15 protein-coding genes are annotated in these 15078 nt (G+C 36.5%); 11 read left to right on the plus strand and 4 right to left on the minus strand.

Annotation, left to right across the window (positions count from 1 at the left end):
• Both RWM19_RS08560 and RWM19_RS08565 read left to right on the plus strand, forming a co-directional pair.
• A partial coding sequence (locus RWM19_RS08560; protein ID WP_313985987.1) for a phosphoribosylformylglycinamidine synthase subunit PurQ occupies positions 1-794 on the plus strand: 794 nt, incomplete at its 5' end.
• Positions 795-899: 105 nt separating this feature from the next.
• Entirely contained in the window at positions 900-1400 is a 501-nt protein-coding gene (locus RWM19_RS08565) for a hypothetical protein (protein WP_313985989.1), read from the plus strand.
• 52 nt (positions 1401-1452) lie between these two features.
• On the opposite strand, the gene RWM19_RS08570 is transcribed toward RWM19_RS08565, so the two are convergent.
• Both RWM19_RS08570 and nagA read right to left on the minus strand, forming a co-directional pair.
• Positions 1453-2022: a hypothetical protein gene (locus RWM19_RS08570; protein WP_313985991.1), complete on the minus strand. Its 570-nt coding sequence runs from the start codon at positions 2020-2022 to the stop codon at positions 1453-1455.
• Positions 2023-2030: 8 nt separating this feature from the next.
• A complete protein-coding gene (nagA, locus tag RWM19_RS08575; protein WP_313985994.1) occupies positions 2031-3185 on the minus strand; it encodes an N-acetylglucosamine-6-phosphate deacetylase in 1155 nt (384 codons plus the stop codon).
• 180 nt (positions 3186-3365) lie between these two features.
• On the opposite strand from nagA, the gene RWM19_RS08580 reads away from it, so the two are divergent.
• Both RWM19_RS08580 and RWM19_RS08585 read left to right on the plus strand, forming a co-directional pair.
• Positions 3366-4541, plus strand: a complete 1176-nt coding sequence (locus RWM19_RS08580; RefSeq protein WP_313985996.1) for an SIS domain-containing protein — start codon at positions 3366-3368, stop codon at positions 4539-4541.
• Between the two features lie 11 nt (positions 4542-4552).
• The gene (locus RWM19_RS08585) at positions 4553-4993 is read left to right on the plus strand and encodes a PTS sugar transporter subunit IIA (RefSeq protein ID WP_294020338.1); all 441 of its coding nucleotides are present in this window, start codon (positions 4553-4555) and stop codon (positions 4991-4993) included.
• Positions 4994-5021: 28 nt separating this feature from the next.
• Here RWM19_RS08585 and RWM19_RS08590 read toward each other — a convergent pair whose 3' ends face one another.
• Positions 5022-5801 (minus strand): MurR/RpiR family transcriptional regulator, encoded by a 780-nt coding sequence (locus RWM19_RS08590; RefSeq protein ID WP_313986000.1) that lies wholly within the window; start codon positions 5799-5801, stop codon positions 5022-5024.
• A complete protein-coding gene (locus RWM19_RS08595; RefSeq protein ID WP_313986003.1) occupies positions 5798-6757 on the minus strand; it encodes a GDSL-type esterase/lipase family protein in 960 nt (319 codons plus the stop codon). Before RWM19_RS08595 ends, RWM19_RS08590 begins: the two co-directional genes overlap by 4 nt.
• A 117-nt stretch (positions 6758-6874) precedes the next feature.
• Between RWM19_RS08595 and RWM19_RS08600 the strand changes: the two genes are divergently transcribed.
• The 7 genes from RWM19_RS08600 to RWM19_RS08630 all read left to right on the plus strand — a co-directional run bounded on the left by RWM19_RS08600 (position 6875) and on the right by RWM19_RS08630 (position 14859).
• The gene (locus RWM19_RS08600; RefSeq protein WP_313986006.1) at positions 6875-8686 is read left to right on the plus strand and encodes a beta-N-acetylhexosaminidase; all 1812 of its coding nucleotides are present in this window, start codon (positions 6875-6877) and stop codon (positions 8684-8686) included.
• 39 nt (positions 8687-8725) lie between these two features.
• Positions 8726-9982 (plus strand): sugar ABC transporter substrate-binding protein, encoded by a 1257-nt coding sequence (locus RWM19_RS08605; RefSeq protein WP_313986009.1) that lies wholly within the window; start codon positions 8726-8728, stop codon positions 9980-9982.
• Between the two features lie 65 nt (positions 9983-10047).
• A complete protein-coding gene (locus RWM19_RS08610; RefSeq protein ID WP_313986012.1) occupies positions 10048-10953 on the plus strand; it encodes a sugar ABC transporter permease in 906 nt (301 codons plus the stop codon).
• On the plus strand, positions 10946-11779 hold the full coding sequence (locus RWM19_RS08615; protein ID WP_294020330.1) for a carbohydrate ABC transporter permease: 834 nt from the start codon (positions 10946-10948) through the stop codon (positions 11777-11779). The genes RWM19_RS08610 and RWM19_RS08615 overlap by 8 nt, the downstream gene beginning before the upstream one ends.
• A gap of 4 nt (positions 11780-11783) precedes the next feature.
• A complete protein-coding gene (locus tag RWM19_RS08620) occupies positions 11784-13286 on the plus strand; it encodes a DUF4127 family protein (protein ID WP_313986015.1) in 1503 nt (500 codons plus the stop codon).
• Positions 13287-13288: 2 nt separating this feature from the next.
• The gene (locus tag RWM19_RS08625) at positions 13289-14398 is read left to right on the plus strand and encodes a sn-glycerol-3-phosphate ABC transporter ATP-binding protein UgpC (RefSeq protein WP_313986018.1); all 1110 of its coding nucleotides are present in this window, start codon (positions 13289-13291) and stop codon (positions 14396-14398) included.
• 8 nt (positions 14399-14406) lie between these two features.
• On the plus strand, positions 14407-14859 hold the full coding sequence (locus RWM19_RS08630; protein ID WP_313986021.1) for a hypothetical protein: 453 nt from the start codon (positions 14407-14409) through the stop codon (positions 14857-14859).
• Positions 14860-15078 lie beyond the last annotated feature (219 nt).

Here is a 15078-nt window from a genome sequence, read left to right on the forward strand (position 1 = left end):
TATTAATTCCTGTATTCCCAGGCACAAACTGTGAATATGATACTGCACGTGCATTTAAGCGTGAGGGTGCTGAAGCTGAAATCTTTGTGATTAAGAATCTAACAGCAAAAGATATTGAAGATAGTGTTGAAAGATTTGTGGAAGCAATCCATCGTAGCCAAATTATCGCATTACCAGGTGGTTTCTCTGGTGGTGATGAACCAGACGGATCTGCGAAGTTTATCGTTTCCTTCTTCCGAAATCCAAAGGTTAAAGAGGCTGTAGAAGACTTACTTAATCATAGAGAAGGTTTGATGATTGGTATCTGTAATGGATTCCAAGCTCTTGTAAAACTTGGGCTTGTACCATACGGTAAGATTATGGAACCAGATGAATTCCGTCCAACTCTGACATTTAATACAATCGGAAGACATCAATCCAAACTCGTTAAGACAAGAGTTGCATGTAATCAATCACCATGGATGAAATATATGAATGTTGGAGATATTCATACAGTAGCGATTAGTCATGGTGAAGGAAGATTTGTTGCGAAAGATAATGTTATTCAGACACTAATTGATAATGGTCAAATTGCGACACAGTACGTTGACTTTGAAGAACAACCAACTTCAGATATCCATTTCAATCCAAATGATTCTGTCTATGCGATTGAGGGAATTACCTCACCTGATGGACGCATCCTTGGTAAGATGGGACACTCTGAACGTAATGGAGATAACCTTTATAAGAATGTACCGGATATCGAAGATCAACAGTTGTTGTTTAAGGCGGCGGTTGAGTACTTTACAGAATAATAAAAGAGTTTCTTCAAATGTAGTAGATCAAATATCTGCTACATTTTTAGTGTATAGATGTATGGATATTATTGAAATTTATAGTAAATAGGATATTCTAGAAGTATGAAAAAATATACATTTTTTGCAAGTGAACCACGTGACGAAATGATAATGGGAATTTGTTTTCCTGCTGCACTAATGTTACCAACATCTATTTTGGGAGCTGTTATGTGGTATTTCATACCTGACTATCACCCCTTATCAAAATCATTAACAGGATTTGGCTGGGTTGCGATATTGGGCGTAATCATCGGCTTTTCAATCATGAGTTTAGTCAAAAGATATTGTATCCGCAAATATACAGTACAGGTTAGTGGAAAGACCATTTTGATTGATGCGGTTGATGGTAGAGAATATCAAGAGGAAGTACAATCTGTCGCAATCAATCAAAATAAGATGAAAACAGTATTAGAAATTCATCTAAGTCATCATAAGTTAATTTTCATCGCAAGAGATAAAAAGAATATATTTGAAAGTAGTATTTTTGCTGGTAGTACGAAAGAAGATATACAGGAAATGGCTACCCTATACCAAGCACTTCAAGAAGTATCCATATTGAAATAATTCGTAAAGAGATGAATGAAAAATGAGTTGAGGAGAACCTCAACTCATCTTTTTAGTATTTCATTTTCGAAATTGCGATAATATACTGTGCGCTCATGTATAAACATGCAAGCATAGTAGCTACTTCAAAGATAATGACAACGATATCACTCTTAATAATGATTCCATTTACTACAAGTAAGATACCTAATAAAGCATACAATACAGCGAGTAGAATACAACGTCCTTTATTGTTTGTTTCTACAAGTCCTTCAATGAATGACTTTTTCTGTTTTGGCTTAAAGTTAGGAATCTGTGGTAATGTTGGTAACCAAGATTTTACAAAGCGATATTGTAGTACTCCAAATAGCACAAGGCCTGCGATAATAGAGATTCTCCAATCACTTGTTAGGCTCATCAGTAACATCGCTACTGCGATACCAAGTGCGATGCGATTGTGATAGAGATTGAAGTTCTTCGCATCTTTCTCTTTTAGAATATATCCTGTTTGTGTGCGGGAAATATACATGATGGTTTGTCCTTTATCATCGATGTAGATATTTCTTCCAGCAATCGCGCCACGCTTTTGCGCACTACCATCATCAAAGATGGATGGTCTTTTTTTATCTGGGCTTTTTGTCATAGAAGTACCTATTTTTGAAGTTGCGCAATACCTTTACAGTAGGTTTCCTCAACGCTATAGTCATCGTTTAAGACAACGATATCCGCATCAAATCCTGTACATAACTTGCCGATATGATCATGCATGTTTAATAGTGTTGCAGGGTTGATTGTGGCAGCGTTGAGGGCTGCATCAAATGGAACGCCAGCTCTTTCAACTAAGTTTCTTAGTCCTTCGTTCATACGCATTGTAGAACCTGCTAGACTTCCACTTTCGGTTAAGTGTGCACTTCCATCAGGATAGATTTCGATTTCGTGTCCACCGAACATAAACTTAGAGCCTGGTTCAAATCCCTTTGCCATTAGCGCATCAGAGATCATGATTGCATGGTCTTTGCCTTTCGCATTAAAGAAGATATTGAGTGCTTCAGGTGTTGAGTGGTTACAGTCACAGATGACTTCGCTATACAAATCGCGAAGACGTAGTGCTAGACCAGTTACACCATTTGCACGGTGGTTGAATGGAGATTGTCCATTGTATGTATGTGTGATAGATTTTGCACCATTTGCGACAGCGATAATACCTTCTTGGAAGGTTGCACCTGAGTGGCCGATTGATACCGCAACGTTATGTGCACTGCAGTATTTTGTAAGTGCAAGTTCTGGATCGTGTTCAGGAGCTAATGTAATTACTTTGATGAGTCCTTCTGCGTTCTTTTGGTACTGAATAAATTCATCTACGTGTGGTGGAACGATAGCTTCTGGTGGTTGTGCTCCTTTGTATTTCATATCAAGGTATGGACCTTCAAAATGAATACCGATGATATCAGCGCCATCTCTACCGGCTACGTGTTCACGCTTAACAGCCGCAACATTCTTAACGGCTTTTGTTAGTACTGGGTTTAATTCAGTGATTGTTGTGGAAAGGAAACCAGTAACACCTTCACTTGGAATTCCTTTTGCCCATTTCTTAAGTCCCTCAGGTTCTGCGTAGTTTGTATCATAGCCATACGCACCATGACAATGGATGTCAATAAATCCTGGCACAATACGACGATTACCATAATCAACATCTGCAGTATGATCTTCAGCAGGGTAAATCCCCTGGATCTTACCTTCAGAAATTTCAATGACAGCTGGGATAAAGTCACCGGCTATCCATACACGATTACTTTTAATAAACATATTTTTATTCCCTCATGAATTACTTTCTACGTTTATCATAGCACTATTGATTTTATTTATCTCTTTTGACACTTATACTTTTCGATAATGATTTGACATCTTTCAGTTAATTTATTCTAATCGTAATTTCTGATTGTTATAATACAAATCAGATAAGACAGGCACAAAAGGAGGAAAACAATGTCCATATTTAATTATACAAATGAAGAATTAGAATCATTAAAGGCAACATTTACAGCCACAGAAATCCATCAACAACCTTCAACTTGGGAGAAGACAATCGAACAAGTACGCTCACGTGCAGAAGAGATTCAGTCATTTATCAATAAAGTTATTCATCAGGAAGACTATGATGTAATTTTGACAGGTGCTGGCACCAGTGAGTTTGTTGGAAACGCATTATATTCCTATTTAAATCGCAAGTTAAACTACAAGGTAAAGAGTTATGCTACAACAGACTTAACAGCTACACCAGAGAATTATGTATCTGCACATAAGCCAACTTTATTAATCAGCTATGGTCGTTCAGGTGATTCCCCTGAATCGATTGGCGCAATTCAATCTGTAGAAGCAGTGAATGACAATCTATATCATTTATTCATTACATGTAATAAAGACGGTGCTTTAAGCAAACGTGCAAATACAGAAGGTGATCGTTGCCTCGCAATTAATTTAACACCTGAAACATTGGATAAGAGTTTTGCGATGACATCAAGCTTTACAAATATGTATCTTGCAACAGTACTCTGCTTTAACCTAGATCACTTTGATGAAACAGTCGCTGCTGTAAACGATGTGATTGGCGCCGCAAAACAACTTGTTGAAGAAGATTGGCCTACTATCAAGGAATTCGACGGTGCGTTTGACTTCGGTAGAATCGTATACTTAGGCACAAATACATTGAAGGGTATTGCCCAGGAATCTGCACTAAAGATGTTGGAATTAAATGCTGGTAAGATTGTAACGATGTATGATACACCATTAGGTTTCCGCCATGGTCCTAAGTCCATCATCGATAACACAACATTAACAGTTCTATATCTCTCTGATGGTGAATATCAAAGACAATATGAACTTGACTTATTGAAAGAAATGTCAGGTCAACGCAAAGAAAATCGCATTATGGTTGTATGCAATACGCCATGTGAACTAGCAAAATCTCTTGCGAACTATTATTATTGTTTTGATACACCAGCGAAGGATAATGTCTTTGTAGGTTTAGACTTTATTATCGTTGCACAATTGATGGCATTATTTGCGTCAATTCGTAATCACTTCACACCGGATAATCCATGTCCAACGGGCGAGGTTAACCGTGTTGTAAAGGGTGTAATCTTATATCCATATTCTAAATAAGGAGGAATAATATGATTGGTATTGTTGTTACAGGACACGGACATTTTGCCAGTGGACTAACAAGCTCAGTAGAACTCATTGGTGGTAAACCAGAACATTATCATGCGGTAGACTTCGTTCAAGAAGATTCTACAGATGATCTCGAAAAAAAATTAGAAGCAGCTTTCGCTTCCTTGAAGGATTGCACAGATGGAATTCTTGTATTTACAGACTTAGTTGGTGGTTCACCTTTTAAGGTTTCTGTTGAACTTGCGATGAAGCTTCAGGAACAATACAAGATTGTCGTATTATCTGGTTCAAACTTAGGCATGATTGTTGAAGCTAACCTAACAAGAAGCTTTGCAAATGATATTGATTCCTTAGCTGCCCAGACAATTGAGACAGGTAAGACACAAGTTATGCGTTTTGAACTTGTTCAACACAAAGAAGTTGAAACAGAAGACGGTATCTAAAAAGTAAAAATCGGTATGGTGCCGATTTTTATTTTTTAGATTTAAATTGTATATAATTTGCCAGTAAATCAATAAAGACAATAAATGGAATGAGTGGACTACATACGGTATCCTTCGTATTGGGAATTTGGTAGAACTCCGTGAAGGTAGGCTTCTTATCTAACTTGGTATTTGCCTGTCCAATGTAAATCGCGTAGGGTTCGTGCGTGAGTAGATGCGTGAAGGATACCGAATCGATTGTGGGTTCATCCTGCATGGAGATATAAATAAACAAGTCATTATGTTGAATGAGTTGCGAGCGTAATTGTAAGAAATCTACGTTTGGGATGATAGAAATATCATAGCCAAGATTGATTAAACGATATTGGAATGTATTGGCAATCGTTGACGCAAATCCTTCTCCATAAACATATATCTTCTCGGATTGATCAAAAATTTCCTGTAAGTGGTCAAAATCTTGCTCGGCAATCTCAATACATTTATTTTTAAGAGAATCAAAGTACTGGCTCTGGATATTCTCTTTAATATGCTGGTTTTCATCTGATGAATCAAATTCACAGTTTTGAAGGTCATTGCTGTATTCATAAATGAATTCACGATAGCCTTTAAAATTACACTTCTGTGCAAATCTGGATAGAGTAGGTTCAGAGACGTAAAGGATCTTACTAATACGCTTTGAAGAGAAATCTAAAAGCTCGGTATTTTCCAGGAAATAATCCGCAATACTCTGCTGTAAAGAGGACATTGTAGGATAAACACTTTGAATGATTTGTTTTGTTTTTGTATTTAATCGGATGTTTCGAATCATAGGGTTTCCTCGTTATGTGTACGAATGAAATGGATGAGAGTATTTGCTGCGTTTAACTGAGATGCTTTATTTGGATGGCTTGCAAAACAGAAGCCATCTTTTTCAGTTGCAGTTTCAAATCTTAAAAATAAGCTAGAAGTTTCTTCAGCAACTTTTTGAACGGAAGAAAGTAATGTTTCTTCCATAAGACCATAACATAGTAGGAACTTTGCGTTAGGAAATTTTGTTTTTAACGTTTGAATAAAGTCGATATATAACTTTTGGAAACGTTGTTCACGCTCATGGATACCTCTTGTATAGGAGGCGTCATTGGTTCCGAGGTTGATGATGACCCAAGAAGGATTTTCTTCCAAATCATAAGGGAAAATACTTGGTAGAATATCTTCATCATTAACCTTTTCTTCTGTTTCGGGAATCCAACGAGAAAGAATACCGTTACCGCTATATGCGATAATAATTGGAGTCGTATTTAATGCATGTGAAACTAGATAAGGATATGCATGCGTACAATCTTCAAAGTGTGTGTTGAATACAATTGGTGTAGTATCAGATTCTAAGCCGTAACCTGCAGATAAAGAATCACCAATCCAGAGAATTGATTCATGAGTTTTATCCCACTTAGATATTTCTCCATCCACTTGTATATCTTCTAATTGAAAGAATCCATACTGTAATTCAGTAATCTGGATGATTTTCACATGCATGATTTCTTTCTTTGAAAATGGAATTGTATATGCATGGCTACCTTCGATTAAGTCAATCTTATGATAAACCTCATCATCCACAAATACTGCTAATATAACAGGGCCGTACAATGTATGATGACTAGTGATTTGAAGTTCAATCGTTTTGCCAGAAAACGCAAACTGAAAACCAGAGGCAGACCACTTAAATTGATAATGATGATTTACCAGACTACATGGTGGTAAAAATGTAAGTTTAGACAATAAATTCATAACACTATATTACACGAAAAATTTTTATGAGAGTCTATTTAGAAAGTACTTTCATAAAACTCGAAACAATAGAAAGCGCTTTCAACATATCATAATTATAATGAAATTATGGAAGACATGCTAGATAAAACAAATCTACAATCCCTCTTAGAGGAAAATCATTGGTTAAAGCCATATCTCAATCAAAAAAAGATCATTTTTAAACAGGATACAGTCAATGGTTATCAAATTCATTTTAGTGATGATGAAATTGAAATTGTTTATTCATCCATCTCACAAAGAAATCGTGCACTACTTTCACTAACAACGACAAAGTATGATGAAACAGCAACAAGTGTAGTAAAAGATCTTGGTGTAATGGTGGACTGTTCTAGAAATGCAGTACCGAAAATATCAACATTGAAGAAATTTATTCGATATCTATCCTTTATGGGATACACATTTCTAGGTCTGTACATGGAGGATACGTTAAAGATTGATGGTGAACCATATATTGGCTATCAAAGAGGAGCGTATACAGTAAAAGATATTCAAGAGTTAGATACATATGCACAACAGTACGGAATCGATTTGCGACCATACGTGCAGACATTAGCACATCTGAATCAAATTGTTCGATATGAAGAATATCAGAAGATGATTGATGTCGATGATATCTTACTTGTTGGATCAACTCGCACATATACATACCTAGAAAATCTATTTAGAACATTAGACAAAGCATTCCATTCACGAAAAGTGAACATTGGAATGGATGAAGCATTCATGTTAGGCCTAGGCAAATACCTAAGTGAACATGGTTATCAAAACCGTTTGGAAATTATGAATCAACACTTACAAACGGTAAGAGAGATTGCTAGTAAATACAATTTTGAACTACAGATGTGGAGCGATATGTTCTTCCGCCTTGCGGCAAACGGTAGTTACTACAATCTAAGTCAGGAACAAATTCAAAAAATCAAAGTTCCAGAAGATGTAAATTTAGCTTATTGGGATTATTACTCAACAGATAAACAACATTATGCGGATAATCTAAAACTACATAAAAAGCTATCACATAACATCTCATTTGTAGGAGGCGCTTGGAAGTGGACGGGATTTATTCCGCATAATCGCTACAGCATTCATGCATGTAAAGCTGCAATTCAAGCATGTATTGAAAATCATATTGATGCAATTACCTTTGCGGCATGGGGCGATGATGGTGCAGAGACATCACTCTTCGCAATCTTGCCAGCACTATTTGTAAATGCAAATGAAATTTATGGCAATCACATGAGTGAGAAGTGCTTTGAAGTGTTAACAGGAATATCTCTTGATACATTCCTATCAATTGATGAAGTGAATCCATGCACAAAGGATGGCTTTACACATAACAATGCAAGTAAATATTTCTTATATAACGATTTGCTGCAAGGTACATTCGACTCCATCGCAAAATCAGAAATGGTTGATGAAATTCAATCTGTTCTACCAAAGATTTCTAACGTATCGAATACAACAAGTGATTTATCTTACTACTTCGATACGGTAAAGGCACTGATAGAAGTATTGGAAATAAAACTAAACTTAGGGAATGAAATCTATCATGCATACAAACAGAACGATTTACAAGCTTTGCATAAGATTGTTAATCAAATACTTCCAGAGTTAGTCAAACGTATCGAAACTTTCTACAATGCATTCAAACATCAATGGTATCTAGAAAATCACAATCAAGGATTTGAGGTACAAGCTGTGCGTTTGGGTGGGTTAAAGCAGAGAGTTATCGATGTACGTGAGCAATTACTGGCATATCAGAAAGGAGAGGTTACAAAAATAGACGAACTAGAAGAGGAACATTTAGATTTTCACTATTTTGATGATAGCTCGATAGAAAGACTGAATTATAATCTATGGTCACATATCGTCTCAACATCAAAACTGTGAGGCATCACAACCACTTAAATAATTCACAGGAGGAAAGACATGAAGAAAAAATTATTAAGTGCAGTATTTGCGGCCACGTTAGCTGTAAGTAGTTTAGTAGGCTGTGGCAAGAAAGCATCAGAGGCAGGCACAGACAAGACAAAGATCGAATTCTGGACAATCGATCTAAAGGCAAATTTCGAAGATTATTTTAAAACAATGATTGCAAACTATGAGAAGGAAAACCCAGATGTAGAGGTTAACTGGACAGATATTCCTTACGCAGATATGCAATCAAAATTAGTAGCTGCAGTTGCAGGTGGAACAGCACCAGATGTAGTAAACCTCAATACACAATTCGCATTAACATTAGCTGGTAAGGGCGCACTTGTGGATTTAAATAAGGAAGCTACAGCAGAACAAAAGGCAATTTATAATGAAGGCTTATGGGATTCAGCTAAGATTGGTGATTCTGTGTATGCATTCCCATGGTATGCTTCACCAGATATCATGTTCAGTAACAAGGAACTAATGGCAAAGGCTGGTATTACAGAACCTCACACATACGCAGAAGCATTGAAAGAAGCAGAAGACTTCTACAATAAGACAGGCGCATACCTATTCTTACCAGATGGATTCTTTAACATGTTAGTATCTGAAAATATCGACATCTTATCTAAGGATGGTAAGAAGGCAGCTTTCAATACAGACCAGACAGTCGCATTACTTGAACAATACAAAGCATTGACAGACAAGGGCGTACTTCCTAAGACAAACTGGGGTTCATGGGATGAAGCTTTGAAGTTATTTGAATCCAGTAAGTTAGCAATCGTAAGTTCATCAGGTTCATCTTTAGGCAGAATCAAGGATGAAGCACCAGATGTATACAAACTCATCAATGTATCTACACCATTAACAGGTTCTAACGGTTTAAGCAGAAACCCATTAATGAACTTAGTTGTTCCTACAGCAAGTAAGAATCATGAAGCAGCTATCAAGTTTGCTAACTATGTTACAAACGATGATAACCAGCTAGCTTTCTGCAAACTTGTATCTATTTTCCCATCTACAAAAAAGGCTTCTGAAGATCCATTCTTCACATCTAATACATCTACTTTAGAAGGCGAAGCAAGCGCAATGTCCGCAAAGGCAAGCTTAACTTCTCAGGACTTCTCATTAGGTATCGCTAGCCAAGATGCTATCGCTACAGCCGTTAACAAGGCTTACGAAGCAAGCATTATCAACGGTGAAGATATCCGTGCGTCACTCAAACAAGCAGAAGAAGATGTAAACAAGATTCTCAGCGAAGCGAAGTAACGATTGATGTTTCCCCGAGCACAATCTAGCTCGGGGAAACATATTTATACACAAGGAGGATATGCATGAGTCTCACAAATAAAATGGTATCTCGAAGAAAAAGAAGAGAAACAAGAACGGCGTATGCCTTCATGACACCAGCTTTGATTATCATTACAGTCTTTACAATCATACCTATCATTGGAAGTTTGATATTAATGTTCTATAACTACTCCGTTTTAGGAGAAACAAAGTTTGTGGGTTTCCAAAACTTTATTAATGCCTTTCAAGATAGAGAGTTTTTGATTGCGGTAAAGAACTCAATTGTATTTGTTGTCATTGTACCAATCATCCAGATTTTATCGATTCTAATCGCATTATTTGTAAATCGAAAAATACCAGGAATTAGTTTATTCCGTACACTCTTCTACATTCCAGTCGTCACTTCCATGGTAGCGGTATCTATCATCTGGGGATTTATCTTCGACTCACATGGAATTATCAATACCTTATTGATGGATTTAGGCTGGATTACACAACCATTTGGCTTTTTAAGTGACAAGTATGCGGCAATGCCGTGCTTGATGTTTATTACATTATGGCAAGGGTTAGGATACTACATGATGATGTATCTAGCAGGCCTACAAGGTATTCCTCAGGAACTGATCGAGGCTGCTAAGATTGATGGCGCTACAAATTTAGAAACAATTGTAAAAGTCAAAATTCCATTATTGAAACCATATATCTGGTTATGTACTTTAAATTCTGTTATTTCCGCAATTGGTGTATTCGATGTTGTATTCGTATTGACCAAGGGTGGACCAAATAACGCAACGATGGTTATCAACTACTATTCCTACGTAAAGGCCTTCGGTGACTTCCAATTTGGATACGCTGCCGCAATCGGTGCTTTACAGGCAATTATCACAAGTACGTTAAGTATTGCTGTGTTTGTATATGGTAAGAAAGGAGGTATGTCAAATAATGAATAAAAAGAAATTACGTCAGAAAGATATCGTGAATTTGATATTTTCTTATATCTGTTTAATCGCAATCGCTATCTTATGTGCTGGTCCGTTTATTTGGCTACTACTATCTTCCTTACGTACAGGCGCAAATATTTATGATTTACATTTCAAGTTAGAAGATTTTACTTTCTCAAACTATATTGGTGTTATCCAATATATGAACCTTGGAAAGTATGTACATAATACTGTAATTATTACATTGGGTGGTATCTTCTTGGATGTTTTACTTTCATCCATGTGTGCTTATCCGCTCGCAACGATGAACTTTAAAGGAAAGAAGATTATCTTTGGTATCCTAGTTTCTACAATGATTATTCCGGCAGCTGCGGGAATGATTATCAATTACTTAACAATCACAAAACTAAAACTATTAAATACACTACTAGGTGTTATCTTACCAAGCTCAGTAAAGACATTTAGTATTATCTTGATGCGTCAAGCGTATCTTGGAGTTCCAAGGGAACTGATTGAAGCTGCTAGAATTGATGGCGCAAGTGAATTTAGAATTTGGTGGAAGATTATGTTACCAGGTATTATGCCAAGTATCTCCACAATTGTAATCTTTGACTTTATTGGTTACTGGAATGCATTCTTATGGCCAATCATCGTCTTACAAGATCCAAATAAATATCCACTCGCAACCGCATTACAATATCTAAATGGTTCCTTTAGTTACAAATTTGGATATGTCGCAGCAGGTACAATCATCTCTATTATTCCAGTACTCATCGTATTTATCGTATGTCAAAAGAACTATATCGAAGCAGTAAGTGGCGCTGTAAAGGGATGATGTTATGAAGAAGATTGTTTTATTACCCATGGATGAAAGACCATGTAACTATAAGTTCCCAAAGCGCTTATTTGAAAATGAAGAAATACAAATTATTGAACCTCAGACATTAGGTTTTAAAAAAGATGGTGCAGATTATAACATCATCAAAGATTTCCTGTGTAAAGAATGCAAGGATGCCTATGGTTTGATCATCTCCATGGATATGTTGTTGTATGGAGGACTAATTCCATCACGTATTCATCATCAAGATGAAGAAGGTCTAAAGAAAAAACTAGATACAATCAAAGAACTGAAGAAAGAGAATCCAAGTTTAAAAATCTTTGCATTCCAATGTATTATGCGTTGTCCTAGTTATTCTAGTTCAGATGAAGAACCTGATTATTATGAATACTATGGTAAACAGATTCACGATTTGGGTGAGGCAGTAAACATGCATCAGGTTGGGATTTCACAAGGGCAACGTATCAGTGAACTGACAAAAGAAATTCCAGAAGAATACATCGAAGATTTTATCTCACGTAGAGAAATTAATCGTCAGATGAATATGTATGTCATTGATCTATTGCGTGAAGGCTATTTAGATAGCCTAGTAATACCACAAGATGATTCCACTACATACGGATATCCTGCAATGGATCAAAAAGTAATCCGTGAAAAGATACAGGAATTGGGTCTTATTGATAGAGTGTTAATTTACCCAGGTGCAGATGAAGTAGAACTTACATTATTTGCACGCATGTTAAATACAATCAAAGGGGAATGCCCAAAAGTATATGTAAAATACGCATGTGAAAAGTCTAAACAGATTATTCCTCTATACGAAGGCTTTCCATTAGATTCTACAGTTTCCTATCATATTCTATCAGCAGGTTGTCAACAGACATTCAGCTTTGAACAAGCAGATATTATTTTGGCAATCAACGCACCATCTGAGAATATGGAAGAAGCAGAGTATCAACCTTCTATTCATACGAGTTATTCGATTGATCGAAATCTAGCAGAATTCCTACGTTTCATTAAGATGAGACTTGCGGAAGGGAAAGTCGTTTCTATCGCAGATAATGCATACGCAAACGGTGCAGATTTATCACTGATTCAATTGCTCAATAACAATGGACTACTTCTAAAAGTGAATGGATATGCAGGGTGGAATACTTCCGCAAATACAATCGGTACTGCGATCGCGGAAGCAGTAAACTCCCTATACTATGGACAGTCACAAAATCAAATGGATTTCATTGTACAAAGATATCTTGAAGATGCCGGATATTGTGCAAAGGTGAGAACACAGGTAAAGAATAACTTACCTGCAGGCATGAATTACTTTGATGTGAAAGAAAAAGATGGTGTTGTAAGTCAGATGGTAAATGAACAATTACAAGAATTCACAAAACAATATCTATCATCAATCGCATCAGAAATTAAAATTATGAATGTACAGATGCCGTGGAAACGTATGTTTGAAGTGGATTTAGATGCACGTTGGCAAGAAAGTGAGAAATAAGAATGGCAAGTCTATCATTGAAAAATATTAATAAGGTATATGACAATGGAGTCCATGCGGTCAAAGACTTTAATCTAGAAATTCAGGATAAAGAGTTTGTTATCTTTGTTGGACCATCTGGTTGTGGTAAGTCAACAACATTACGTATGGTTGCTGGCCTAGAAGAAATCACATCCGGAACACTAGAAATCGATGGAAAAGTTGTCAATGATGTTGAGCCAAAGGATAGAGATATTGCGATGGTCTTCCAGAGCTACGCATTATATCCACACATGACAGTTTATGAGAATATGGCATTTGGTCTAAAATTACATAAGGTTCCTAAAGAAGAGATTAAGCGTCTTGTTATGGAAGCAGCTAAAATCCTTGACCTAGAAAAATTGTTAGATCGTAAGCCAAAGGCTTTATCTGGTGGACAAAGACAGCGTGTTGCGATGGGCAGAGCCATCGTTAGAAATCCAAAAGTATTCCTGATGGATGAACCTCTTTCTAACTTGGATGCGAAGTTACGCGTACAGATGCGTATCGAAATCGCAAAACTACACGAAAGATTAGGTGCTACAATTATCTATGTTACACATGACCAGACTGAAGCGATGACATTAGGAACACGTATCGTCGTTATGAAAGATGGTGTTGTGCAACAAGTTGATTCACCAAAGAATCTATATGAAAAACCAAATAATCTATTCGTCGCAAGTTTCATCGGCTCTCCACAGATGAACTTCTTAGATGCAGTTGTGGTTGAAGAAGGAGATACGATTCAATTACGGGTTGGAAAGAAGAATCTTCGCTTACCTGCACAAAGAGGAGAATTGCTACGTCAAAAGGGTTATGTTGGTAAGACAATCGTATTAGGTATTCGTCCAGAAAATGTATATGATTCCAAACTATATCAGTTGGATGATTACGACAACACGATTGAAGCGGAAATTAAAGTATACGAATTACTCGGTGCAGAAATCTTCTTATATTTCGATGTTGAAGGAAAGCAGATGATTGCTAGAGTAAATCCAAATACAGCATTAACAAAAGGTGATGTTGCGAAGTTTGCATTAGATATGAATAAGGCACATCTCTTTGATAAAGAAACAGAACAGGTAATTAGGTAATATAGCGTATGAATGATGCATACTATGAATTAGCGGTAAAAAGAAATAGACCGGAAATAAAATATGTTTTATATGTAGTAGCAGACCTGCTTGCATGTATACTATTTTTAATAGCTGGATTTACAAAACCACTCTATTGGATTGGATCTGCTATCACACTGCTATTCTTCTATGTATATTTACGATTACGTCTATATGAAGAATACGAATATATCTTAGTCAACGATGAATTAACCATCGATGCAATCTTCCACAAAGAAGCACGCAAGGCACTTGCTAGATGCAATGTAAAAGATGTTCAATCTATCAAGTTGAATGCAAATAACGAAAAAGGCAGAGATTACTCTGATGGTAGCCATAAAGTAGCGTTATATCTAAACAAAGGGGAAGTATTCATACTTTCGCTTGATGAAAAGATGTTAACGATGTTAAAAAGATATATTAGAAACATAGAGCAGTAAAATAAAAACCTTCTTTCAAAGCATGAAAACATGCATTGAGAGGAGGTTTATTTTTTGCTTAACGATACTCTGGATACCACTTTAAATCGCGTACAGCCTTAGCCATATCTGTTTCTTTCGCACGTGCAAGACCTTGTTGTTGTGCAGTTTTAGCAACCGCTTCTGCAACCTTAATAGAAACATCTGCGACATACTTGAATGGTGGTAGTACAGGTGCAC

Origin of the sequence: uncultured Solobacterium sp. (genome assembly GCF_963517755.1) — a bacterium.
GTDB lineage: Bacteria > Bacillota_I > Bacilli_A > Erysipelotrichales > Erysipelotrichaceae > Bulleidia.